The sequence below is a fragment of the Pseudomonas sp. XS1P51 genome (assembly GCF_054897845.1).
Map to the genome: position 1 here is coordinate 149,221 of NZ_CM142707.1, position 24,355 is coordinate 173,575.

Sequence of the window (24,355 nt, forward strand, 5' to 3'; positions counted from 1 at the left end):
TTCCGGGTCGCTTTTGGCTTATACATGGCGCCCATCGGCGGAGTGATCCGCGGCCCCGTGCACAAGGACTGAACGATGAGCGAGCCACGCCTGACGACCCCTGCGTTGTACTTGCAACGTCTGGGCTTCGACGCGCCTCCGGCGCCGACCCTGGAAACCCTGCGCCAGCTTCAACTGCGTCACACAGGCGTTTTCCCGTTTGAAAACCTCACCACGTTGTCGGGCGAGCCGGTACTCATTGACCTGCCGTCGATCGAGCGAAAGGTTCTGCACGACGGTCGCGGCGGTTACTGCTACGAACTCAACTACCTGTTCCTGATCTTGCTCCAGGAGCTGGGCTTCGATGCTCGCGGCATCTCCGGCCGGGTGGTCATGGGCCAACCTGAAGGCACCTGGACCGCCCGAACGCACCGCTTGAGCCTGGTGACCCTGGACGGCGTGCGCTACATCACCGACGTCGGCTTCGGTGGCATGGTCCCCACTGCACCGCTGATGCTCGACAGTCCGGCCGAACAATTCACGTTTCACGAACCCTATCGCATCGAGCAGCACGAAGATGGCTACACCCTGCGCGCCAACGTCGCCGGCGAATGGCGGGCGATGTACATCTTCGACCTGCAACGCCAGGAAGACATCGATTACGCCGTCGGCAACTGGTACGTCTCGACCCACCCCGAATCGTCTTTCACCAAGCAACTGATGGTGGCGCGAACGGGGGAAGGATGGCGCCGCACCCTCAACAACGGCAGTTTTGCGATTCATCGCGTCGGCAGTGAGAGCGAGCGACGGCAGGTGGTGGATGTGGATGAGTTGAGCGAGTTGCTGGAGAGCGAGTTCGGGATACGGGTGCCGGTGCATGAGGCGTTGAAGCGAGTGCTTGAGCGGGTGATCGAGCCCGCGTAGGGCGCAAATAGTGCACCACGAAGAAGGGGCAGGTTCGATGAGTCTGGCCCTTTCATTTGCTCGATACTCAGCCGTTCGGCATCGCGCAAGCGGCTTGCGTTTTTGTCTAGGGCCGGGCTTCGGGTTCCATCACGCGATGAATTTCATTAAGGGCTTCTGACAATTTTTTCTCCAGGCTTTTCAGCTCGGAGGCCGATATTCCTTTTTTGAGATGACCGGCATTCGCGGCGGACTCTCCGGTTTTGCCTTTATTGCTGAGCAAGACCTGTCGCAACGTGTTGTTGATCACGGTCTGGTAACCAAACCCTTCACTCTCGGCCCGAGCACGAGCAGCCTCTATGACGGCATCATCGAGCATGATGGTGATGCGGGTCTTGCCTTTGCTGGGGGCAACCGCTCCACGCTTGGCATTGCTGAAGTCGTATTCGTCTTTCATCGGTCAATCCTCCATGTACTGGCGACGCTCGTTTCGGGTGGCGATGCGCGCGGAAATAATTCGAACGAAATTCGGATCGCGATAGGTGTACGCAACAACCAGCAAGCGCCCTTTGGCATCCAGCCCCATGATGATCCACCGCTGCTCATCATGATAATCGTCCTGAAATGTCAGGGCTCGTTCGTCGTAGAACACAGCTTCTGTCTCTGCGAGGCTCACACCTTGGTGCTTTAATTTGTTAGCAGCGTTTTTTGCCTTGTGATACTGAATTTCGAATGGCTTCATTATGCATACTTTATATGTATAAAAAAGAGGGCGTCCATACCGGTGGTCGCCAGGAATTCAAAAGGCTGGCCGGTGAAGGGGACGGGCTGAGGAGGGATGTATTTCAAGAGTTTTTCTTGAAAGGGAGGTGGCCGTGGACAAAGGGGCGAGTGGCCATGTGTCCATAATGTGACTGATAAGTTGTATACAACTATATAGACATTTGTCATTAGTCTTGCATACAGTGCGCATAACAAAAACCAGGGAACCCCCCAACCATGAAAACGCCCCATGTTTCACACCAACGGCCTGAGGACGAAAACCTCGGAGTCGGCGCGAATATGGCTTACGGCCTGCAACACGTTCTGACCATGTACGGTGGTATCGTCGCGGTGCCCTTGATCATCGGCCAGGCGGCCGGGCTCTCGCCGGCGGACATCGGTTTGTTGATTGCTGCTTCATTGTTTGCAGGGGGCCTGGCGACATTACTGCAAACGCTGGGTTTACCGTTTTTCGGTTGTCAGTTGCCACTGGTGCAGGGCGTGTCGTTCTCTGGCGTCGCGACCATGGTGGCGATTGTCAGCAGCGGCGGGGAGGGCGGGTTCCAGTCGATTCTCGGGGCGGTGATTGCCGCGTCGTTGATCGGGTTGCTCATTACCCCGGTGTTCTCTCGAATCACCAAGTTTTTCCCGCCGCTGGTCACGGGCATCGTGATCACCACCATTGGCCTGACGCTGATGCCGGTGGCTGCACGCTGGGCCATGGGCGGTAACAGCCATGCACCGGACTTCGGCAGCATGGCGAACATCGGTCTGGCGGCGGTGACGCTGGTGCTGGTTCTGTTGCTGAGCAAGATCGGCAGCGCGACGATCTCCCGGTTGTCGATCCTGCTGGCGATGGTGATCGGCACGGTCATCGCGGTATTCCTTGGTATGGCGGACTTCTCGTCTGTTACTCAAGGACCGATGTTCGGCTTCCCGACGCCGTTCCACTTCGGCATGCCGACCTTCCATTTCGCCGCGATTCTGTCGATGTGCATCGTGGTGATGGTGACTCTGGTGGAAACCTCGGCCGACATCCTCGCGGTCGGTGAAATCATCGGCACCAAAGTTGACTCCAAACGCCTGGGCAACGGCCTGCGTGCCGACATGCTGTCGAGCATGGTCGCGCCGATTTTCGGTTCCTTTACTCAAAGCGCGTTCGCCCAGAACGTCGGGCTGGTGGCAGTGACCGGCATCAAGAGCCGCTTTGTGGTGGCCACCGGCGGGTTGTTCCTGGTGATCCTCGGTTTGCTGCCGTTCATGGGCCGGGTCATCGCCGCCGTACCGACCTCGGTGCTCGGCGGCGCCGGTATCGTGCTGTTCGGCACCGTAGCCGCCAGCGGCATACGTACGCTGTCCAAGGTCGACTACCGCAATAACGTCAACCTGATCATCGTCGCTACTTCCATCGGCTTCGGCATGATCCCCATCGCCGCACCGAACTTCTACGACCACTTCCCAAGCTGGTTTGCGACGATCTTCCACTCGGGCATCAGCTCCTCGGCGATCATGGCCATCGTGCTGAACCTGACGTTCAACCACCTCACTGCCGGTAACTCGGATCAACAGTCGGTTTTTGCGGCCGGTACTGAACGGGTTCTGCGTTATCAGGATCTGGCAGCGTTGCGGGAAGGGGACTATTTCAGCGAAGGCAAACTGCGTGACTGCGACGGAAACGAGATTCCGGTGGTGGAGGCGGGCCATGAGTCGAGCGAGCATCGAGCGGCTCACGCCAAAAGCAGTGAGCATGTCTGACAGTTGTATTCGCTTGAAAGACTGCTAGCTCAAAAGATCGCAGCCTCGTTTCACTCGACAGCTCCTACAGAGAATTGCGTTCCCCTGTAGGAGCTGTCGAGTGAAACGAGGCTGCGATCCTTTGGCCACAAAAAAGCCCCTGAACCTTTCGATTCAGGGGCTTTTTGATATTGCTGTCTGGCTCCACGACCTGGACTCGAACCAGGGACCCAGTGATTAACAGTCACTTGCTCTACCAACTGAGCTATCGCGGAATGCCGTGTATGTTACTGATTCAAAAAGAGAAGTCAAGCATCTGTTAGTGGCTTGAGGTATTCATGGGGACAGACGGTGGTTTATCGGTCATTGGCGGTTACCAGAATCGTCTCAGAGGTCTACCATGGCCGCCCGGAAGTGGTTACACGCGCTGCCGGCCATTCGCCGAAAAGGTACGCGTCATGAATCATCCAGCCACCACATCTCATAACAACGGGGTGATCGCATGAGCATCGCTCAGATCAGCCTGCCCAAAGGTGTCGGCCCGCACGCCGAAAAACTGTTCGACGCAATCACTCAGGCCAGCACCGCTGACGAATTGAACCGCGCTGGCGGCAAGGCCGAAGGTTTTGTCCTGGGCCTGGAAAGCACCAAGGCCATCAAGAGCCAGGTCGCTGAATCGCTTTATGTCGCCTATGACGCCGCCGCCAGCCAGCGTGCAACCGAACTGGCCTAACCGCCGAACGTAACGGTGGCGAGCATCAGTTTGGCGTACAGCATCGTGGCGGCCAGTTGCACCAGCCACAAGGCCAGGCCGCCGAGAAAGACGCCGGCAGCCACTTGCATCACCAGGTTGTTCCCGCGTTTGGCCGGAGTGCGTGGCACGAAATGGTCCAGCTCATCGCGGTCGGCGCGTAGGTCATCGTTTTTCATGTGGGTTCTCGTAAGAAATCGGGTGTACACAAAACCTGTGGGAGCGAGCCTGCTCGCGAAAGCGGCGGCACATTCAGCCTCAATGTGACAGATAGACCGCTTTCGCGAGCAGGCTCGCTCCCACATTTGATTTTGTGTGGAGTTTAGAGGGCGGAGCCACCGCTTTGAGAATTATCTGAGGCAAACAAAAAACGGGAAGCCCCAAGGCTTCCCGTTTTCGTATCACCACGCGACTCAGATCACCGCAACGATGGCCTTGGTCACGACGTCGATGTTGCTCTGGTTCAGCGCGGCAACGCAGATGCGGCCGGTGTCCAGGGCGTAGATGCCGAACTCGCTGCGCAGGCGGGTGACTTGATCAACCGTCAGGCCGGAGTAGGAGAACATGCCACGCTGACGACCGACGAAGCTGAAATCACGCTGTGGAGCGTTTTTCGCCAGCAGGTCGACCATCTGGGTGCGCATGCCGCGAATCCGCAGGCGCATTTCGGCCAGTTCTTCTTCCCACTTCGCGCGCAGTTCCGGGCTGTTCAGCACGGCGGCGACGATGCTTGCACCGTGGGTCGGCGGGTTGGAGTAGTTGGTGCGGATCACGCGTTTGACTTGCGACAGCACGCGGGCGCTTTCTTCTTTCGATTCGCTGACGATCGACAGGGCGCCAACGCGCTCGCCGTACAACGAAAAGGATTTGGAGAACGAGCTGGAGACAAAGAAGGTCAGGCCCGATTCAGCGAACAGGCGCACGGCAGCGGCGTCTTCGTCGATGCCATCGCCAAAGCCCTGGTAGGCCATGTCGAGGAACGGCACGTGGCCCTTGGCTTTCACCACGTCCAGGACGTTTTTCCAGTCCGCCGGGCTCAGGTCCACACCGGTCGGGTTGTGGCAGCAAGCGTGCAGCACAACGATTGAGCCGGACGGCAGGGCGTTCAGGTCTTCCAGCAGGCCGGCACGGTTAACGTCGTGGGTCGCGGCGTCGTAGTAACGGTAGTTATGCACCGGGAAGCCAGCGGTTTCGAACAGCGCGCGGTGGTTTTCCCAGCTCGGGTCGCTGATCGCCACGATGGCGTTCGGCAGCAGTTGCTTGAGGAAATCGGCACCGATTTTCAGGGCGCCAGTGCCGCCAACGGCCTGGGTGGTGAGGACGCGGCCGGAAGCGATCAGTGGCGAGTCATTGCCAAACAGCAGTTTTTGCACGGCCTGGTCGTAGGCAGCAATGCCGTCGATTGGCAAGTAGCCACGGGAAGCGTGTTGAGCGACGCGAATCGTCTCGGCTTCGACAACGGCGCGCAGGAGTGGAATTCGCCCCTCCTCGTTGCAATAAACACCGACCCCCAGGTTGACCTTGTTGGTACGGGTATCGGCGTTGAATGCTTCGTTGAGGCCCAGGATTGGATCGCGTGGTGCCATTTCGACAGCGGAGAACAGGCTCATTTTTGCGGCGGCTCTGAATGGAGAGTGGAGGGACGTGTCGCGCTCCAGCCGAATGCACTAGAGCGGTGCACAAACGGGGAGCTAGTATAGAGGCCATCACCAATTTAAGGCGACAGGCAATTCAGCTTTTAACGTAGGTTTGCCCGATTATTTTTCGACCGTTAGTCGATTGATTACGTCAAAGACTTCAACGGATGTAGGACGTTTGCCTTGAAAGAGCGGGCAATCGGCTCCACATTGAGCACAATCCAGTTTTTTCCTCGGGCGACGTCGGTCGTTTGCGGTCTTTCTCGTTCCTGCCCGGATTGCCCGGCAGACGCGAATCCAGAGGTTTTTTATGTCTGAATTCCAGCTAGTCACCCGCTTCGAGCCCGCCGGCGACCAGCCGGAAGCCATCCGCCTGATGGTCGAAGGCATCGAAGCCGGGCTGGCGCACCAGACGTTGCTCGGTGTGACCGGCTCGGGGAAGACTTTCAGCATCGCCAACGTCATTGCCCAGGTGCAGCGTCCGACCCTGGTGCTGGCGCCGAACAAGACTCTCGCCGCGCAGCTGTACGGCGAATTCAAGGCGTTCTTCCCGAATAACGCGGTCGAATACTTCGTTTCCTACTACGACTACTACCAGCCCGAAGCCTACGTACCGTCCTCGGACACCTTCATCGAGAAGGACGCCTCGATCAACGACCACATCGAGCAGATGCGACTCTCCGCGACCAAGGCATTGCTGGAGCGCAAGGACGCGATCATCGTCACCACGGTGTCGTGCATCTACGGTCTGGGCAGTCCGGAAACCTATTTGAAGATGGTTTTGCACGTGGATCGCGGTGACAAGCTCGATCAGCGCGCGTTGCTGCGCCGTCTCGCCGACCTGCAATACACCCGCAACGATATGGATTTCGCCCGTGCGACGTTCCGGGTGCGCGGCGATGTCATTGATATCCACCCGGCAGAATCCGATTTTGAAGCGATCCGCATTGAGCTCTTCGATGATGAAGTCGAAAAGATTTCCGCCTTCGATCCGCTGACCGGCGAAGTCACCCGCCAGTTGCCGCGGTTCACGTTCTATCCGAAAAGCCACTACGTGACGCCACGGGAAACCCTGCTGGGCGCCATCGAAGGGATCAAGGTCGAGCTTCAGGAGCGCCTGGAATACCTGCGCTCCAACAACAAACTGGTGGAAGCGCAACGGCTCGAGCAGCGCACGCGCTTTGATCTGGAGATGATTCTCGAACTGGGATATTGCAACGGCATCGAAAACTACTCGCGCTACCTGTCGGGCCGAGCATCCGGCGAGGCGCCGCCCACCCTGTTTGACTACCTGCCGGCCGACGCCTTGCTGGTGATCGACGAATCCCACGTCAGCGTCCCGCAGGTCGGCGCGATGTATAAGGGCGACCGGTCGCGTAAAGAGACGCTGGTCGAGTACGGCTTCCGCCTGCCCTCCGCGCTGGATAACCGGCCGATGCGCTTCGACGAGTTTGAAAACATCAGCCCGCAGACGATTTTTGTCTCGGCCACGCCGGGCAACTACGAGGCGGAACACGCCGGTCGCGTGGTCGAGCAACTGGTGCGTCCGACTGGCCTGGTGGACCCGCAAATCGAAATCCGCCCGGCGCTGACCCAGGTCGACGATCTGCTCTCGGAAATCTCCAAGCGTGTGGCGCTCGAAGAGCGGGTGCTGGTCACCACGCTGACCAAGCGCATGTCCGAAGACTTGACCGATTACCTGGCCGACCACGGCGTGCGGGTGCGTTACCTGCACTCGGACATCGACACCGTGGAACGGGTCGAAATCATTCGCGATCTGCGCCTCGGTACATTTGATGTGCTGGTGGGGATCAACCTGCTGCGTGAAGGCCTGGACATGCCGGAAGTGTCGCTGGTGGCGATCCTTGATGCGGACAAGGAAGGCTTCCTGCGTTCCGAGCGTTCGCTGATCCAGACCATCGGTCGGGCGGCGCGTAACCTCAATGGTCGGGCGATTCTGTATGCGGATCGCATCACCGGTTCCATGGAGCGGGCGATCGGCGAAACCGAGCGTCGACGCGACAAGCAGATCGCCTTCAACCTCGCCAACGGCATCACGCCGAAGGGCGTGTTCAAGGACGTCGCCGACATCATGGAAGGCGCCACCGTGCCGGGTTCGCGCAGCAAGAAGCGCAAAGGCATGGCCAAGGCCGCCGAGGAAAACGCCAAGTACGAAGCCGAACTGCGCTCGCCGGGCGAAATCGCCAAGCGCATTAAAGCCTTGGAAGAGAAGATGTATCAGCTCGCCCGCGACCTGGAATTCGAATCGGCCGCGCAGATGCGCGACGAGATTGGCAAGCTGCGGGAACGGTTGATCGCTGTTTGAGATTGGCGGTGAAAACTATGGCCTCATCGCGAGCAGGCTCGCTCCCACAAGGTTCAGTGTGATCCCTGTGGGAGCGAGCCTGCTCGCGATTGGGGCACCTCGGTTTTAATGGGCTTCCCCAGCCTTCAACCCCGCCGGCAACGCCTTGGTCAACAACACCGCCAGCATGCTGATCCCCAGTGCAATCCCGACAAAGTGAAACGCATCGTTGTAAGCCATGATCGACGCCTGCTGATGGGCAATCTCGCTGAGCTTGCCCAATGCCGCCATCTCACTGCCAAACCGATCCGTCAAAGACGCCATCCGCTCGGCCACCTGCGGGTTGCTCGGCACAATCGCCTCGCGTAAATAATCAAAGTAGGTCTTGGTCCGCGCATCCAGCAACGTGGCGAGGAGGGCGATGCCGATCGCGCCGCCGAGGTTACGCAGAATGTTGAACAGGCTCGACGCCGACCCCGCGTCCTGCGGCAGGATGTACGCCGTGGCGATCAACGAGATGGTCACCATGATCAACGGCTGGCCCAGTGCGCGGATGATCTGGATCTGATTGAACTGCGGCCCGGCAAAATCCGGGTTAAGCACCCCCGATGAAAAACTCGCCAGGCCGAACAGCCCGAAACCCAGCGTGCACAGCCATTTCGGCGAGACGTATTTCATCAGCTTTGGCACCAGCGGGATCAGGAACAGCTGCGGCACGCCCATCCACATGATCACTTCGCCGATCTGCAAGGCGTTGTAGTTCTGGACCTGCGCCAGGTACAGCGGCAACAGGTAGATCGAGCCGTACAATCCGACACCCATTCCGACACTGGAAATGCTCGACAAGCCAAAGTTGCGATTGCGCAGGATGCCGAGGTTGATCAGTGGATTGGGCTTGGAAACCTGCACGATGACGAAGGTGATCAGGCTCACCAGCGCGATGCTGCCCAACGTCACGATCAGGCTCGATTCCAGCCAGTCCTTGCGGTGGCCTTCCTCCAGAAACACTTGCAGGCAACCGAGGCCGACGCCCAGCGTGAGAATGCCCAGGTAGTCGGTGCTTTTCAGCAGTTCCCAGTGCGCTTCTTTCTTCTCCAGGCCATACATCAGGCCGGCGATCATGATCAGGCCCGGCGGCACGTTGATGTAGAAGATGTATTCCCAACCCCAGTTCTCGGTCAGCCAGCCGCCGAGGGTCGGACCGATGGAGGGCGCGAACGTCGCGGTCATGGCGAACATGGCCATGCCTTTGGCGCGGTGGTGTTCGGGGAGTTTGATCAGGGTGAGGGTGAACGCCAGCGGAATCAGCGCGCCGCCGGTGAAACCCTGAAGCGCGCGAAAAACGATCATGCTCTCCAGGCTCCACGCCATCGAGCAGAGCAGGGACGCGGCAAGAAACCCGAGCGAAACCCACACCGCCAGTCGGCGTGCCGAGAGCAACTGCACCAGCCACGCGGTCAGCGGAATCATGATGATTTCCGCCACCAGGTACGAAGTGGAAATCCACGAGCCTTCTTCCAGGGTGGCCGACAGCGCGCCCTGAATGTCCTTGAGCGACGAGTTGGTTATCTGGATATCGAGCACCGCCATGAAGGCGCCGAGCATCACACTCATCACCGCGATCCAGTCCCGTCGGGTCGGTTCGCCGACCGGGCGGATCAGTTGATCACCGGCCATCGTCAGGGGCGTCTTTGATATTCACTTTGGCGGTGACCGACATGCCCGGGCGAATCTTGCCGTGCAGCGGATTGTCCGCGGCGAAGGTCAGTTTTACCGGAATCCGTTGTACGACTTTGGTGAAGTTGCCGGTGGCATTGTCTGGCGGCAACAAACTGAACTGTGCGCCCGACGCGGCGAACAGGCTGTCGACCCGTGCGTCAATCGGCGTGTCGCTGTAGGCGTCAAAGGTCAGCTCGGCTTTCTGGCCGGGCTGCATGTGGCCGATCTGGGTTTCCTTGAAGTTGGCCTGAATCCAGATGTCCTGGTCCGGCACGATCGACATCAGGTAAGCGCCGGCCTGCACGTATTGGCCTTCGCGGGCGGCGCGCTGGCCGATCAGGCCGCTGATGGGCGCGTGGATTTCGCTGCGGGTCAGGTTCAGTTCGGCCTGGGCCAGATCGGTTTTCGCGTTGGCGATCTGCGCGTCTAGGCGTTTGATTTCGGCGCTGAGCGCGTTGACCTGTTGGCGCTGGCTCTGGGCGTCAGCCTGGGCCTTGGCCACTTGCGAGCGGGCAATGTGATTGTCGGCGGAAAGGGTGGTGACCCGTTCTTCCGAAACATAACCGGGTTTGCGCAGGGTCTGTGCGCGGGACAAGTCGATCTGCGAGCGACCGAGGCTGGCCTGGCTGGACGCGACTTGCGCCTCGCTGGCGGCGATCAGGCTGGCTTGCCGGGTCAGTTTGCTCTGGGCTTGCAGGCGTTCGGCCTGACGCGTGGCGAGGGCAGCATTGGCGCGGTCGACGGCGAGGTGGAAATCATCACCTTCGAGCTTGATCAGCAATTGGCCTTTCTCGACGTGCTGATTGTCCTGCACCAGCACCTGATCGATGCGCGCGCCCAATTGACTCGACACACGGGTGATCTCGCCCTGGACATAAGCGTTGTCGGTGCTTTCATAAAACCGTCCCTTGAAGAACCACTGGGCAAAAAAGCCCCCGGCAACCAGCAGGACGATCAACAGGAAAATAAACAGGCGACGCTTGAGTTGGGCAGGCATGGGGCAAACTGTAGTCGAGAAATTGTAAGGAAAGTTATCAGTGGTCGAATCTGGCATACAGCGAATGATGGGTAAATGCCATCGGCTGATAATCGGGCATTCACCGCCGCATACGCGTGTTGTAGACGCAAACTTGGCTTAAATGCCCTGCTCACTGGAGCCGGGCGGGCAACGCCTGTTACCATTCGCCCTTTGTTTTATCTTCATTTCGAGACTTGCCATGACCACCGTCCGCACTCGCATCGCGCCATCGCCTACCGGGGATCCCCACGTAGGTACCGCTTACATCGCTTTGTTCAACTACTGCTTTGCCAAGCAGCATGGCGGTGAGTTCATCCTGCGGATCGAGGACACCGACCAGTTGCGTTCGACCCGCGAGTCCGAACAGCAGATTTTCGATGCCCTGCGCTGGTTGGGTATCGACTGGAGCGAAGGCCCGGATGTGGGTGGCCCGCACGGTCCTTACCGTCAAAGCGAGCGCGGCGATATCTATCAGAAGTATTGCCAGCAGCTGGTCGAGATGGGCCACGCCTTCCCGTGCTTCTGCACCGCCGAAGAACTGGACCAGATGCGCGCCGAGCAAATGGCCCGTGGCGAAACCCCGCGTTACGACGGCCGTGCGCTGTTGCTGTCCAAGGAAGAAGTCGCGCGCCGTCTGGCCGCTGGCGAGCCTCACGTGATCCGCATGAAGGTGCCGAGCGAAGGCGTTTGCGTGGTGCCGGACATGCTGCGTGGCGACGTCGAGATCCCGTGGGATCGCATGGACATGCAAGTGTTGATGAAGACCGACGGCCTGCCGACGTACTTCCTGGCCAACGTCGTCGATGACCACCTGATGGGCATCACCCACGTCCTGCGCGGCGAAGAGTGGCTGCCATCGGCACCGAAACTGATTCTTCTGTACGAGTACTTCGGCTGGGAACAACCGGAGCTGTGCTACATGCCGCTGCTGCGTAACCCGGACAAGAGCAAGCTGTCCAAGCGCAAGAACCCGACGTCGGTGACGTTCTACGAGCGCATGGGCTTCATGCCGGAAGCGATGCTCAACTACCTCGGGCGCATGGGCTGGTCGATGCCGGACGAGCGCGAGAAGTTCTCGTTGCAGGAAATGGTCGACAACTTCGACCTGAGCCGCGTCTCCCTCGGCGGGCCGATTTTCGACATCGAGAAACTGTCGTGGCTCAACGGCCAATGGCTGCGTGATCTGCCGGTGGAAGAATTCGCCAGCCGCTTGCAGACCTGGGCGCTGAACCCTGAATACATGATGAAGATCGCGCCGCACGTGCAAGGCCGGGTGGAAACCTTCAGCCAGGTCGCACCGCTGGCCGGTTTCTTCTTCGCCGGTGGCGTGAACCCGGATGCCAAGCTGTTTGAATCGAAGAAGCTGTCGGGCGATCAGGTTCGTCAGTTGATGCAGTTGATTTTGTGGAAGCTGGAAAGCCTGCGTCAGTGGGAGAAGGACAGCATCACCGCAACGATTCAAGCGGTGGTCGAATCCCTGGAGCTGAAGCTGCGTGACGCCATGCCGCTGATGTTCGCCGCGATCACCGGCCAGGCCAGTTCGGTGTCGGTGCTCGACGCGATGGAAATCCTCGGTCCGGACCTGACCCGTTTCCGCCTGCGCCAGGCCATCGACCTGCTGGGTGGCGTGTCGAAAAAGGAAAACAAGGAGTGGGAAAAACTCCTGGGCAACATCGCCTGATTTCCACTGTAGGAGTTGCCGAAGGCTGCGATCTTTTGATCTTGCCTTCGGCGTCACCCCCGTTTTCCGGGGGGAGGGCGGTAAGTGATTGTTATGTCGGCAAAAAACTTTGGAAATTGTTAAAAATAAATTTGACACGTTTCTGATGCGCCATTAAGATTTGCCCCGTCCTCAGCGATGAGGGGCTATAGCTCAGCTGGGAGAGCGCTTGCATGGCATGCAAGAGGTCGACGGTTCGATCCCGTCTAGCTCCACCAATTTACACTTCGAGGCCTGGCCACACCGGTCTTGAAGCGATCAACACTCAGCGTTGATCAGTTGTATAGAAGGGTTTGCGTCCCCTTCGTCTAGTGGCCTAGGACACCGCCCTTTCACGGCGGTAACAGGGGTTCGAGTCCCCTAGGGGACGCCAGTTTTACAGAAGCGATGTTGCAAGATGTCGCTCCGCCGCGAGGCGAAAAATCCGGGGCTATAGCTCAGCTGGGAGAGCGCCTGCATGGCATGCAGGAGGTCAGCGGTTCGATCCCGCTTAGCTCCACCAATTTTACAGTTCAAGGTCTGGCCACACCGGCCTTGAATCGATCAGCACTCAGCACTGATCAGTTGTATAGAAGGTTTTGCGTCCCCTTCGTCTAGTGGCCTAGGACACCGCCCTTTCACGGCGGTAACAGGGGTTCGAGTCCCCTAGGGGACGCCACGATTACCCGCTCTGCGGGATTTTATAAGGGTCATTCAATTATTGAATGGCCCTTTTGTTTGTCTGGCGTTTGGCCAAACCCCCTCATTTCTTACAAACTGTTCTTCAGACCAGCGGTCACATTCACGACTTGCGGAAAATTATTATGAGAATAATATTCTAGTCGTAATATTCGGAGGCAACGATGAACGATAAAAAAGCTCAAACCCGCGAACGCATCCTTAAGGCTGCCAGCGCAGCGCTGATTCAGCGCGGCCCGGCCGAGCCGAGCGTGGGCGAAGTGATGGGCGCGGCCGGCCTGACGGTTGGCGGCTTCTATGCGCACTTCGAAAGCAAGGACGCAATGATGCTGGAAGCGTTCAAGCAATTGCTCGGTCACCGTCGTGGCTTGATCGCCGACATGGATGCCGAATTGACCGGTGAAGAACGTCGCGCGTTGGTGGCTGCGTTTTACCTGTCACGCAAACACCGTGATTCCTCTGAGTCAGCGTGCCCGATCCCGGCGTCTGTCGGCGAGTTGGGTCGTCTGCCGGACGAGTTTCGTGTGGCGTTGAATGAGCACGTGGAAATGATGGTCGCGCAGTTGGCGGCCAGCCCGGAAGACACCGACAAAGCCCTGGCCGACATGGCCTTGATGGTCGGTGGTCTGGCCCTGGCACGGGCGCTGGGGCCAGGAGAGTTGTCCGATCGATTGCTGCGCGCCGCCAAGTCTGCGGTGCTGTGACCTAAAGGCGCTAGCCTGAGGAGTGAGAGCGATGAGCACGTTAAAGTGGGTTCGTGGCGTTAATGGCACCTTGGGCTGGTTCGCACCGAAACTGGTTGCGAGCAAAATGCGATTGGCTTTCATGACGCCGCGAGAGCTTCCGCCGCGTGATTGGGAGCTGCCGCTGCTGGCAAAATCCGAACGGATCACCTTGCGCTTCGGTCTCTCGGCGTTGCGTTGGGGGCAAGGCCCGGCGGTGTTGCTGATGCACGGTTGGGAAGGCCGGCCGACGCAGTTTGCCAGTCTCATCAACGCGCTGGTCGATGCCGGTTACACCGTGGTCGCCCTGGACGGGCCGGCTCACGGACGCTCACCGGGCAACGAGGCAAACGTCGTGCTGTTCGCTCGGGCCATGCTTGAAGCGGCTGCCGAGTTGCCGCCGCTGCAAGCGGTCATCGGTCATTCCATGGGCGGCGCCAGTGCCATGCTCGCCGTTCAATTGGGCCTGCGCACCGAAACCCTGGTGACCATCGGCGCTCCGGCGCGGATTCTCGGGGTATTGCGCGGTTTCGCCCGTTACGTGCGGTTACCGCCGAAAGCGCGTTCGGCGTTCATTCGTCAGGTCGAGAGAGACGTTGGCATGCGCGCCGCTGCGCTGGATGTTGCGCACTATCAACTGGACATGCCCGGTTTGATCGTCCATGCCGAAGACGATTGCTTCGTTCCGGTCAAAGAGTCCCAATTGATCCAGGAGGCCTGGTTCGATAGCCGTTTGCTGCGCCTGGAAAAGGGCGGTCATCAGCGGGTGCTGGCAGACCCTCGGGTAATTGATGGCGTGCTATCACTGCTGGCCGGTCGCAGTCTGCAATCGCGCCAATCGGCCTGAGCATCCGTTACACTGCCCCGGTCGACATCATCTGACCGGGAGTGGGGCATGGGCTGGGATCGGGCAACGCCGTTTATCATCGATCTGCAAGTAGGCGCCGAGGACATCGACGGGCTGGGTCACGCGAATAACGCGGTGTACGTGACCTGGCTTGAGCGTTGTGCCTGGCGCCACTCGCAGCGGCTTGGCCTCGATCTGGTCGAGTATCGGCGGCTGGATCGGGCGATGGCGGTGGTGCGGCACGAGATCGATTACCTGGCAGCTGCCTATGAAGACGATGAATTGCAATTGGCGACCTGGATCGTCGATTGGGACCAGCGCCTGAAAATGACTCGTCACTTCCAGTTGAAGCGTCCCCGCGACAACACCACGTTGTTGCGTGCGCAAACCACCTTCGTCTGCATCGAACTGTCCACCGGCAAGCCCAAGCGCATGCCAGCGGAGTTCATCGAGGGCTATGGCCCGGCGTTGCAGCCAACGACCTGACCCGATCCCCGTAGGAGCTGCCGAAGGCTGCGATCTTTTGACTTTGCTGTTACTGCCCAAGAGCAAGATCAAAAGATCGCAGCCTTCGGCAGCTCCTACAGGTGGTTACCTTTTCGATTGTGAAACCCAGTAAACTGCCGCACGTTTTTCGTCGAGTGTGTTTTTCATGCAAATTGCTTTGGCGCCCATGGAGGGGTTGGTCGACAACATCCTGCGGGACGTGCTGACCCGTGTGGGCGGTATCGATTGGTGCGTGACCGAGTTCATCCGGATCAACGATCAATTGCTCACACCCGCGTATTACCACAAATTCGGCCCGGAACTGCTGACCGGCGCCCGGACCGCGTCCGGCGTGCCGCTACGGGTGCAACTGCTCGGTTCCGATCCGGTGTGCCTGGCGGAAAACGCCGCGCTGGCCTGCGAACTCGGTTCCGAGGTCATCGACCTGAACTTCGGCTGCCCGGCCAAGACCGTCAATAAGTCTCGCGGCGGCGCGGTGTTGCTTAAAGAGCCTGAATTGCTCAACGAAATCGTCGAACACGTTCGCCGCGCCGTACCCGCGCACATCCCCGTCACCGCCAAGATGCGTCTCGGTTTCGACAGCCCGGACGGCGCGCTGGTCTGTGCCACGGCGCTCGCTGAAGGTGGCGCGGCACATATCGTGGTGCATGCGCGGACCAAAACTGACGGCTACAAACCGCCCGCCCACTGGGAGTGGATTCCTCGCGTGCAAGAGGTGGTCAAGGTGCCGGTGTTCGCCAACGGCGACATCTGGAGCGTCGAGGACTGGCGCCGTTGCCGCGAAATCAGCGGTGTGGAAGACATCATGCTCGGTCGCGGCCTGGTCTCGCGTCCGGACCTGGCCCGGCAAATCGTTGCTGCACGGGCCGGTGAAGAAGTGGTCGAGATGACCTGGGCCGAGCTGCTGCCGCTGATTCAGGACTTCTGGCTGCAAGCCAAGGCGCAGATGACGCCACGCCAATCGCCGGGCCGCCTGAAGCAGTGGCTGGCGATGCTGACCCGCAATTATCCCGAAGCGGTCGAGCTGTTCACCGTCCTGCGTCGTGAAACCGAACTGGATCAGGTCTCGCGTTTGTTGGGGTTGCAGGTGGCTGAAGCCGCCTGAAAAAATCTTCAAATAATCTCTTGAAAAGCAATCAGCGGTCCTTATCTAAGGATTACGCGATGCCGAATTCGGGTCGCGGAGACAAAAAAACTTGCTGATTGTTTTCAGGAGATTTGAACCATGAGTACTGCATTTTCCCTGGCCCCACTGTTCCGTTCCTCGGTAGGTTTCGACCGCTTCAATGACTTGTTCGAAACCGCCCTGCGCAACGAGCCAGGCAGCACCTACCCACCTTACAACGTGGAAAAACACGGTGACGACCAATACCGCATCGTCGTGGCGGCGGCCGGTTTCCAGGAAGAAGACCTGGACCTGCAAGTCGAGAAGGGTGTGCTGACCATCAGTGGCGGCAAACGTGACGCGACTGAAGGCGTGACCTTCCTGCATCAAGGCATCGCCCAGCGCGCGTTCAAACTGTCCTTCCGTCTGGCGGACCATATCGAAATCAAGGCCGCTGACCTGCGTAATGGTCTGTTGAGCATCGACCTGCTGCGCGTTGTTCCGGAAGAGGCGAAAGCCAAACGCATCCCGATCAACGGGACGCAAAACCCAGCTCTGCAGCACTAAGTCAGAGCAATGAAAAGGGCGCCATTGGCTAATGCCAGTCAGTTAAGCTGACTGGCATTTTTATTTTTGATCGGATATTTCGGGGATTTAAGCCTGATGGCCCGGGGGTAAACGCGCTCCTCCCGTCGATGAGGCAGGACGTAATGCGTGGCTGAAGCATGCAGCTCGGCCAGGTATTTGGGGATGTTCCCGGAGCGATCAGCCGAGACGCTGTTGATAAAACCGAGGATCGCCCAGGTGCACGCGGTAAAGCTCATTTCGCATGGGTAAATACCGGGACAATGGCGGCTCATTTCCACCATCTGATAGCGCAACAAGTTGTAGCCCAACAACACGCCCCACAACTCTTGTTCGATCATCTCGGGCGTTTTGCTGCGCAGCGTATAACTGCTGTTGAGCAGCGTCTGTTTCATCTCCCGAAACCCTAATTCGATCTCCCAGCGCTGGCTGTACAGATCGACGATTTCGTCGGACGGGAAGCGCAGCGGGTCGGCCATCGACGTCAGGATCTGACACACCTTGCCCTTGACGGTTTTACTCAGCAGTCGCGCGCTCAGGCGCTCCGGTAGCCCCGGCCATTGCTTGCGGGCCTGCGGCGAAGTGCTTAACGAGACCACCGCATCCTGACGCCCCAAACGCTGAATAACTTCGTACTGCGCACCTTTACGCAGTGGCATCAGCCAATGGCGCTCGGTGCCTGCTTGCTGCCACTGGTGCAGCAAACCCAGGGAATAAAAGCCGCGGTCGAACAGCGTCAACGAGTGATCGGGCGTGGTTTCGATCAGTTGTTCCGCCAGTTTCATTTCGTTGCTGCGATAGCCGTCAAACGCACAGCCGATCAGCAAATGGCTGGTCAACTCCATTTGGCAGACCATGCGCACCTGAGGAAAACCAGTGTCGCCATGCTGGTTGCTGGCGGAGTCGTAGCGCGCCCGGTTTTCCGGTGTATCGGGCGTTCGCCAGACGACGCCGTCGACGCCCAGCAAGCGCAAACCGGCCCAAGTCGGATGACCGGCCGCCTCATGCCAACTTTTCTGAGTCAGATCGAAGACCTGTCGTACAGCTTCGCTGCCCAATCGCTGACGGGCTTGGACTACGGCGCTGGGTGCCACCAACGGACGTTGGCCCGGCAGCATGATGTTCATGCGGCTGACCACATCCCAGGCTGACATGCGCCGAAAAAACGCCATGGAAATCACGCACCAGAGCATCATTTCCAACGGCAGGCGCCGCTTGCGCAGGGTCGCGACGCCTGCCTGTTCAAGGGCTTGCTCAACCAAAGAAGGGTCGAGTAAGGAATCCAATCCCTCAATGGAGTTGGGGGTGGACGCGATGTTGTGGGTCAGTTCCAGTGCCCGAGCGAGACGCATAAAAAAATCCGATGCCAGTACAGGCATCGGATTTTGATTTCTTGCGGCCAAAGGTCAAGCGGGAGGGCTTAGCTGATCGGCATTAGCGCCATTGGCGCCCTTTTTTGTACGCCTTGTCCCCGGTAGGAGCTGCCGAAGGCTGCGATCTTTTGATCTTGATCTTGCAGTGTCATAACCGGCGTAAAGATCAAAAGATCGCAGCCTTCGGCAGCTCCTACAGGGGCCTGTGTTATTTCAGCAACTTTTGAAACTCACCAACCGGCAACGGCTGGCTGTGCAAATACCCCTGATAAAAATGGCAGCCCAGCCCCTGCAAAAACTCCAGCTGGTCCGACGTTTCCACCCCTTCGGCAATCACTTTCAGCTCAAGACTGCGGGCCATGGCGACGATGGCGCGGATGATCTCGGCGTCGTTCGGGTCGGTGGTGGCGTCGCGAATGAACGACTGGTCGATTTTCAGGGTGTCGACCGGCAGGCGCTTGAGGTAGGTCAGCGAGGAATAGCCGGTGCCGAAGTCGTCCATGGCAAAGCTCACGCCGAGCTTTTTCAGGCGGCGCATTTTGCTGATGGTGTCTTCCAGGTTCTGGATGACGATGCCTTCGGTGATTTCCAGCTTCAGCAGCGAGCAGGGCAGGCCGTGGCTGCTGAGGCTGCGCTCGATGCGTTCGACGAAATCGTTCTGGCGGAACTGCCGCGGGCTGATGTTCACGCACAGGCTGAAATCGAGCGGGTCCACCAGTTTTTTCGCGATCAATTGTTTAAAGGCTGCGCAGGCTTCGTCGATGATCCAGGTGCCGACCTCCAGGATCAGCCCGCTGTCCTCCAGAACCTTGATGAACTCGGTGGGCGATTGCGCGCCGAGTTCCGGGTGATTCCAGCGCACCAGCGCCTCGGCACCGACGATCCGATTATCCCGGGCATCCACCTGGGGTTGGTAATGCACGCGAAACTCACCCCGGGAAAGGGCCAGGCGCAGATCGGTTTCCATGCGCAGGCGTTCGCTCGCCGCCTTCTGCATGGTGTTGTGATACATCTGCGTGGTGTTGCGGCCTGAATCCTTGGCGCGGTAAAGGGCGATGTCGGCGCGCTTGAGCAGGTCGGTCGGCGTCGAGCCATGATCGGGGATCAACGCAATGCCGATACTCGGCGTCACTTGCAGGCGCTGGCCGTCGAGGAACATCGGCTCGGACAGCAGTTCGCGCAAGGTGTCTGCCAGTTCCCGGACCTGGGCGCTGACTTCGTTGCGCGAACCTTCCAGCCCACTGAGCAACACCACGAATTCGTCACCGCCCAGGCGGGCGACGGTGTCTTCCATGCGCACGCTGGCTTCAAGGCGCGCGGTGATGATCTTCAGCACCGTATCGCCTACCGGATGGCCAAGCGAATCGTTGATGTGCTTGAAGTGGTCGAGATCGAGAAACATCAGCGCGCCGCGCAGGTTGTGGCGTTTGAGCAAGGCGATCTGCTGGCTCAGGCGATCCATCAGCAACGCGCGGTTGGGCAGGTTGGTCAATGGGTCGTGGTAGGCCAGGTGACGGATCTGCGCTTCGGCGTTTTTCAGCAGGCTGACGTCGCGCGCGGTCAGTAGCAGGCAGGCGGTTTCGTTGAGGGTGATCGGTTCCACTGACACTTCGACGGTCAATAACTCGCCGCGCTTGTTGCGCCCGAGCATTTCCTGGTGGTGAACCCGGCCCTTGATCTGTAGCTCGGCCAGCAACGCCGAGCGTTGTTTTTCCTCGGCCCAGATGCCGACCTGATACACCGTGCGCCCGACGACTTCATCGGCGCGATAGCCGGTCAGGCGGCAGAAGCCGTCGTTGACCTCCAGATAGCGTCCGGTGTCGCGCTCGGTGATGGTGATGGCGTCGGGGCTTGAGTGGAAGGCCTTGGCGAACTTCTCTTCGCTGGCCTTGAGTGCCGCTTCCGAGCGTTGCTGCTGGGTGATGTCGCGCAGGGTCGTGACGATGCACGGCTGGTCACCGACGCTGATCTGCCGACTGGAGATCACGCAGGTCAGGGATTGCCCGTCTTTGTGCTGAACGAGGATGGCCACGTTGTTCAGGCCCTGTTCGCGGATGACCTGTTCGATCCGTCGCAGGCTTTTTGCCGAAGCGTCCCACAGGCCGATTTCATCAGCGCTGCGGCCAATCACCTCGGCGGTGCTCCAGCCGAAGGTCTGGGTGAAGCTGGAGTTGATCTCGATGAACTGACCCGTGTCCTGGCGTGTTACGCAGATCGGGTCCGGGCTGACCTGGAACAGGGTGGCGAACTTCTCTTCCGAGGCCACCAGCCGCTGTTCGCGCTCTACCTGGTCGGTGATGTCGAGCAGGGTGCCGGCCATGCGTAGCGGGACGCCGTTTTCGTCGCGGTAGAGTCGGGCGCGGCTTTCCAGGTAACGCGAACTGCCGTCGGGCAGCTGCACGCGGTAGGTCAGTTGATAATTGCCCGCCGGGCCTTCGCGCAGGCTGCGGTAGGCGTCGCGCATGCTGTCGCGCTCTTCGCCGGGCACGCCTTCGAAAAACTCTTCAAAGGATTCATGGAAGGGTTTGGCTTCCAGCCCGTGCAACTGGGCGGCGCGAGCCGAGCCGTAAAGCATGCCGCTGGGAATATGCCAGTCCCAGGTGCCGAGTTGCGCCGAGTCCAGCGCCAGGTCGAGGCGCTCCTGGCTGTCTTTCAGGGCCAGCTCGGCGGCTTTGCGTTCGGTGGTGTCGAGAAACGTACTCAGCAGATACGGCTGGCCTTCGAGTTCGACTTTTTGCGCGCTGAGAATGCCATCGTGGATTTGGCCATTGCTGGCGCGAAACTGCACCTCCATGCTGGTCAGTTCGCCTTTGGCCTTGGTGGCCTTGACCAGTTGCGCTCGTTGCTCGGGGTTCACCCACAGGCCCAGTTCCAGGGTGGTACGGCCAATGGCGTTCTGCACCGGCCAGCCGAACAGGCTTTCGAAATACTGGTTGGCTTCGGTGATCAGGCCGTCTTCCTGGCGGGTCAGCAGCACCATGTTCGGGCACAGGTGAAACAGTGTTGCGAAGCGTTTTTCCGAACTGCTCAGCGCCTGTTCGCGCTGGCGCTGGTGAGTGATTTCGCGGATCACCCCAATCATGCGCGGCCGGCCGTGTTTGTCCGGCAGCAGGCTGCCGTTGATCTCCAGCCAGTGCAGACTGCCGTCGGGCCAGCGAATGCGGTGGTGCATCGCCTGTTCCAGCGGCGCGCCAGCGATCACCGCGTGGAAGGCTCGAATGGCTTTCGCCCGATCCTCCTGGGGCAACAGGTCGAGGTATTCCAGATCGGCCGGCAGCGGTTGCCGGGGATCGAAGCCGAACAAGGCCTGGGTGCCCCGCGACCAACTGATCTGCCCACGCTCGATGTCCCAATACCAGGCACCCAAACGCGCGCCGTTGAGGGCGGCCAGCAGTTGCGGCGCACTTTCCCAGCTCTGCTCGGATCGTTTGGGGTCAAGCGCCTGTATACGCGGCATGGGCGGAATACGGTCAACAGATTTCGGCATTGGCAAGCCTTGGGCTGAATTGGGCGTTAGGCACAGGAGTTCGTGGCTCTATAGCAGTAGCACAACTTAGCCTTGAGTCCCTGGCAGATCGATTTGTGCATCCAGCAGGGCCATAAACGCCCGTGCCGCATTCGACAGCGTCCTTTCCGTGTGCAGGATATAGCCTAGCTGGCGAGTGAGTTGTATGCCCGGCAAAGGTATTCGTGCAACCTGCTCGTCAAGCATGGTGCGCGGCAACACGCTCCAGGCCAGGCCGATCGAGACCATCATCTTGATGGTTTCCAGATAATTGGTGCTCATGGCGATGTTCGGCGTCAGGCCCTGGGCTTCGAACAGGCGGCGGACAATGTGGTGGGTAAAGGTGTTGCCGCCGGGGAAGACCGCCGGGTGCAGGGCAATGTCCGCCAGGTTGACCGGGCCGTTGCTGATCAGCGAATGCTCCGGGGCCACCACGAAATCCAGCGGGTCGTCCCATACTGGCGTGGCCTTGACCAGCGCGTGGGGCTCCGGCGCCAGGGTGATGACGGCCAGCTCGGCGCGGCCGTGGAGAATTTCTTCGTAGGCCACTTCCGAATCGAGGAACTGAATATCCAGCGCCACCTGTGGGTAACGTCGGGTGAATTCCCTTAATAAGGGCGGCAAGCGATGCAGGCCGATGTGGTGACTGGTGGCCAGGGTCAGGCGGCCGCTCACTTCGCCGGTCAGGTTGGTCAGGGCGCGGCGGGTGTCATCCAGCACGTTCAGAATCTGATAAGCCCTTGGCAGCAGGGCGCGACCGGCCTCGGTCAATCCGACTTCACGTCCCAGTCGATCGAACAGCCGCACCTTTAATTGCTGCTCCAGCCCGGCAATGCGTTTGCTGATCGCCGGTTGCGTCAGGTGCAGGCGTTCGCCCGCGCCGGAGAAGCTGCCGGTCTCGGCAATCGCAATAAAAGCATTAAGGTTGGCCAGGTCCATGGTCGTATTCCAGTTGGTTATCCAAAGCATAAAAAATATGAATTTGAGTTATTTAATGTAACCCCCTAGGATCGACCTCACAAGCCAAGGGGTTATTGAATTGTTCAAAGCCCAGGGCATAGAAACACGCTGATGAGGACCGTCTGATGGCCGGCAAAACGCTTTACGACAAGCTCTGGGATTCCCATGAAGTGAAACGGCGCGACGATGGGTCGTCGCTGATCTATATCGACCGTCACATCATCCATGAAGTGACTTCGCCCCAAGCTTTCGAAGGCCTGCGTCTGGCCGGGCGCAAGCCTTGGCGCGTCGACTCGATCATTGCCACGCCGGACCACAACGTACCGACCACTCCGGATCGCAAGGGCGGCATCGAAGCGATTACCGACCAGGTCTCGCGTTTGCAGGTTCAGACCCTCGATGACTACTGCGACGAATATGGCATCACCGAATTCAAAATGAATGACGTGCGTCAGGGCATCGTTCACGTGATCGGTCCGGAGCAGGGTGCCACCTTGCCGGGCATGACCGTGGTCTGCGGCGATTCGCACACCTCGACTCACGGCGCGTTTGGCGCCTTGGCCCACGGCATCGGCACTTCCGAGGTCGAGCACGTGTTCGCCACGCAGTGCCTGGTCGCCAAGAAAATGAAGAATATGCTGGTGTCGGTCGAAGGCAAATTGCCGTTCGGCGTGACGGCCAAGGACATCGTGCTCGCAGTGATCGGCAAGATCGGCACCGCCGGCGGTAATGGCCACGCCATCGAGTTTGCCGGCAGTGCCATTCGTGACTTGTCCGTTGAAGGCCGCATGACCATTTGCAACATGTCCATTGAAGCCGGCGCTCGTGTTGGCCTGGTGGCTGCCGACGAAAAAACCGTGGCTTACGTCAAGGGCCGTCCATTCGCCCCGAAAGGCGCGGAATGGGACATGGCGGTCGAAGCCTGGAAAGGCCTGGTTTCCGATGCTGATGCGGTGTTCGACACCGTCGTCGAGCTCGACGCCACCCAGATCAAACCTCAAGTCAGCTGGGGCACTTCACCCGAGATGGTTTTGGCGGTTGACCAGAACGTGCCGGACCCGGCGAAGGAAATGGACCTGGTCAAGCGCGGCTCCATCGAACGCGCCTTGAAATACATGGGTCTGAGCGCCAATCAGGCGATCACCGATATCCAGCTGGACCGCGTATTCATTGGCTCCTGCACCAACTCGCGGATCGAAGACCTGCGCGCTGCTGCGGTGATCGCCAAGGGCCGTAAAGTCGCTTCGACCATCAAGCAAGCCATCGTGGTGCCGGGGTCGGGCCTGGTGAAGGCACAAGCCGAGGCCGAAGGCCTGGACAAGATTTTCCTCGAAGCCGGTTTCGAGTGGCGTGAACCGGGTTGCTCGATGTGCCTGGCGATGAACCCGGACCGTTTGGAGTCGGGCGAGCATTGCGCATCGACCTCCAACCGCAACTTCGAAGGGCGTCAGGGCGCCGGTGGCCGTACGCATCTGGTCAGCCCGGCCATGGCTGCGGCGGCTGCCGTCAACGGTCGTTTCATCGACGTTCGCGAACTGATCTGAG

General features: G+C 59.5%; 20 protein-coding genes and 5 tRNA genes. 15 read left to right on the forward strand and 10 right to left on the reverse strand.

Annotated features, from left to right (window positions below; translation table 11 throughout):
- The first annotated feature begins 75 nt into the window (after nt 1–75).
- Nucleotides 76–903, forward strand: a complete 828-nt coding sequence (locus ACYZUD_RS00760) for an arylamine N-acetyltransferase family protein (RefSeq protein ID WP_462022158.1) — start codon at nt 76–78, stop codon at nt 901–903.
- A 106-nt stretch (nt 904–1,009) separates the two neighbouring features.
- Here the strand turns inward: ACYZUD_RS00760 and ACYZUD_RS00765 are convergent, their stop codons facing one another.
- Nucleotides 1,010–1,339 (reverse strand): BrnA antitoxin family protein, encoded by a 330-nt coding sequence (locus ACYZUD_RS00765; protein ID WP_462022159.1) that lies wholly within the window; start codon nt 1,337–1,339, stop codon nt 1,010–1,012.
- A 3-nt stretch (nt 1,340–1,342) separates the two neighbouring features.
- On the reverse strand, nt 1,343–1,624 hold the full coding sequence (locus tag ACYZUD_RS00770) for a BrnT family toxin (protein WP_462022160.1): 282 nt from the start codon (nt 1,622–1,624) through the stop codon (nt 1,343–1,345).
- A 257-nt stretch (nt 1,625–1,881) separates the two neighbouring features.
- Here ACYZUD_RS00770 and ACYZUD_RS00775 point away from each other — a divergent pair, with 257 nt between their 5' ends.
- A complete protein-coding gene (locus tag ACYZUD_RS00775) occupies nt 1,882–3,399 on the forward strand; it encodes a nucleobase:cation symporter-2 family protein (protein WP_462022161.1) in 1,518 nt (505 codons plus the stop codon).
- A 178-nt stretch (nt 3,400–3,577) separates the two neighbouring features.
- Here the strand turns inward: ACYZUD_RS00775 and ACYZUD_RS00780 are convergent.
- Nucleotides 3,578–3,653, reverse strand: a tRNA-Asn gene (locus tag ACYZUD_RS00780).
- Between the two features lie 227 nt (nt 3,654–3,880).
- Between ACYZUD_RS00780 and ACYZUD_RS00785 the strand changes: the two genes are divergently transcribed.
- The gene (locus ACYZUD_RS00785) at nt 3,881–4,111 is read left to right on the forward strand and encodes a hypothetical protein (RefSeq protein ID WP_462022162.1); all 231 of its coding nucleotides are present in this window, start codon (nt 3,881–3,883) and stop codon (nt 4,109–4,111) included.
- Here ACYZUD_RS00785 and ACYZUD_RS00790 read toward each other — a convergent pair.
- Together ACYZUD_RS00790 and ACYZUD_RS00795 are read right to left on the reverse strand one after the other, a co-directional pair.
- Nucleotides 4,108–4,308: a hypothetical protein gene (locus ACYZUD_RS00790; protein WP_008151298.1), complete on the reverse strand. Its 201-nt coding sequence runs from the start codon at nt 4,306–4,308 to the stop codon at nt 4,108–4,110. The genes ACYZUD_RS00785 and ACYZUD_RS00790 overlap by 4 nt on opposite strands.
- Before the next feature lie 234 nt (nt 4,309–4,542).
- Nucleotides 4,543–5,739 carry an amino acid aminotransferase gene (locus ACYZUD_RS00795; protein ID WP_462022163.1) on the reverse strand — a complete coding sequence of 399 codons (1,197 nt, stop codon included), beginning with the start codon at nt 5,737–5,739 and terminating at the stop codon, nt 4,543–4,545.
- A gap of 337 nt (nt 5,740–6,076) precedes the next feature.
- On the opposite strand from ACYZUD_RS00795, the gene uvrB reads away from it, so the two are divergent.
- Nucleotides 6,077–8,092 carry an excinuclease ABC subunit UvrB gene (gene uvrB, locus ACYZUD_RS00800; RefSeq protein ID WP_462022164.1) on the forward strand — a complete coding sequence of 672 codons (2,016 nt, stop codon included), beginning with the start codon at nt 6,077–6,079 and terminating at the stop codon, nt 8,090–8,092.
- Between the two features lie 105 nt (nt 8,093–8,197).
- On the opposite strand, the gene ACYZUD_RS00805 is transcribed toward uvrB, so the two are convergent.
- Together ACYZUD_RS00805 and ACYZUD_RS00810 are read right to left on the reverse strand one after the other, a co-directional pair.
- Complete coding sequence (locus ACYZUD_RS00805) at nt 8,198–9,748, reverse strand: MDR family MFS transporter (RefSeq protein ID WP_462022165.1); 1,551 nt, start codon at nt 9,746–9,748, stop codon at nt 8,198–8,200.
- Nucleotides 9,738–10,787, reverse strand: coding sequence for an HlyD family secretion protein (locus ACYZUD_RS00810; RefSeq protein ID WP_462022166.1), 1,050 nt, complete (start codon nt 10,785–10,787; stop codon nt 9,738–9,740). The genes ACYZUD_RS00805 and ACYZUD_RS00810 overlap by 11 nt, the downstream gene beginning before the upstream one ends.
- A 220-nt stretch (nt 10,788–11,007) precedes the next feature.
- Here ACYZUD_RS00810 and gltX point away from each other — a divergent pair, with 220 nt between their 5' ends.
- The 10 genes from gltX to ACYZUD_RS00860 all read left to right on the forward strand — a co-directional run bounded on the left by gltX (nt 11,008) and on the right by ACYZUD_RS00860 (nt 16,954).
- Complete coding sequence (gltX, locus tag ACYZUD_RS00815) at nt 11,008–12,489, forward strand: glutamate--tRNA ligase (protein WP_008037650.1); 1,482 nt, start codon at nt 11,008–11,010, stop codon at nt 12,487–12,489.
- 181 nt (nt 12,490–12,670) lie between these two features.
- Nucleotides 12,671–12,746, forward strand: a tRNA-Ala gene (locus ACYZUD_RS00820).
- Nucleotides 12,747–12,825: 79 nt separating this feature from the next.
- Nucleotides 12,826–12,901, forward strand: a tRNA-Glu gene (locus ACYZUD_RS00825).
- 53 nt (nt 12,902–12,954) lie between these two features.
- Nucleotides 12,955–13,030: transfer RNA gene (locus tag ACYZUD_RS00830), tRNA-Ala, on the forward strand.
- 80 nt (nt 13,031–13,110) lie between these two features.
- Nucleotides 13,111–13,186 (forward strand) — tRNA-Glu (locus ACYZUD_RS00835).
- A gap of 184 nt (nt 13,187–13,370) precedes the next feature.
- Entirely contained in the window at nt 13,371–13,910 is a 540-nt protein-coding gene (locus ACYZUD_RS00840) for a TetR/AcrR family transcriptional regulator (protein WP_462022167.1), read from the forward strand.
- Between the two features lie 31 nt (nt 13,911–13,941).
- Nucleotides 13,942–14,775 carry an alpha/beta fold hydrolase gene (locus ACYZUD_RS00845; RefSeq protein ID WP_462022168.1) on the forward strand — a complete coding sequence of 278 codons (834 nt, stop codon included), beginning with the start codon at nt 13,942–13,944 and terminating at the stop codon, nt 14,773–14,775.
- 48 nt (nt 14,776–14,823) lie between these two features.
- Nucleotides 14,824–15,261: an acyl-CoA thioesterase gene (locus tag ACYZUD_RS00850; RefSeq protein ID WP_462022169.1), complete on the forward strand. Its 438-nt coding sequence runs from the start codon at nt 14,824–14,826 to the stop codon at nt 15,259–15,261.
- Nucleotides 15,262–15,427: 166 nt separating this feature from the next.
- Nucleotides 15,428–16,387 (forward strand): tRNA dihydrouridine synthase, encoded by a 960-nt coding sequence (locus ACYZUD_RS00855; protein WP_462022170.1) that lies wholly within the window; start codon nt 15,428–15,430, stop codon nt 16,385–16,387.
- Nucleotides 16,388–16,507: 120 nt separating this feature from the next.
- Nucleotides 16,508–16,954: an Hsp20 family protein gene (locus ACYZUD_RS00860; RefSeq protein ID WP_462022172.1), complete on the forward strand. Its 447-nt coding sequence runs from the start codon at nt 16,508–16,510 to the stop codon at nt 16,952–16,954.
- Between the two features lie 38 nt (nt 16,955–16,992).
- On the opposite strand, the gene ACYZUD_RS00865 is transcribed toward ACYZUD_RS00860, so the two are convergent.
- The 3 genes from ACYZUD_RS00865 to ACYZUD_RS00875 form a co-directional block, all read right to left on the reverse strand.
- Nucleotides 16,993–18,324 (reverse strand): IS4 family transposase, encoded by a 1,332-nt coding sequence (locus ACYZUD_RS00865; protein WP_462020303.1) that lies wholly within the window; start codon nt 18,322–18,324, stop codon nt 16,993–16,995.
- Between the two features lie 229 nt (nt 18,325–18,553).
- Nucleotides 18,554–21,832, reverse strand: a complete 3,279-nt coding sequence (locus tag ACYZUD_RS00870) for a sensor domain-containing protein (RefSeq protein ID WP_462022173.1) — start codon at nt 21,830–21,832, stop codon at nt 18,554–18,556.
- Between the two features lie 66 nt (nt 21,833–21,898).
- Nucleotides 21,899–22,789 carry a LysR family transcriptional regulator gene (locus tag ACYZUD_RS00875; protein ID WP_462022174.1) on the reverse strand — a complete coding sequence of 297 codons (891 nt, stop codon included), beginning with the start codon at nt 22,787–22,789 and terminating at the stop codon, nt 21,899–21,901.
- 146 nt (nt 22,790–22,935) lie between these two features.
- Here ACYZUD_RS00875 and leuC point away from each other — a divergent pair, with 146 nt between their 5' ends.
- The gene (gene leuC / locus ACYZUD_RS00880; protein WP_462022175.1) at nt 22,936–24,354 is read left to right on the forward strand and encodes a 3-isopropylmalate dehydratase large subunit; all 1,419 of its coding nucleotides are present in this window, start codon (nt 22,936–22,938) and stop codon (nt 24,352–24,354) included.
- The last annotated feature ends 1 nt before the right edge of the window (nt 24,355 follow it).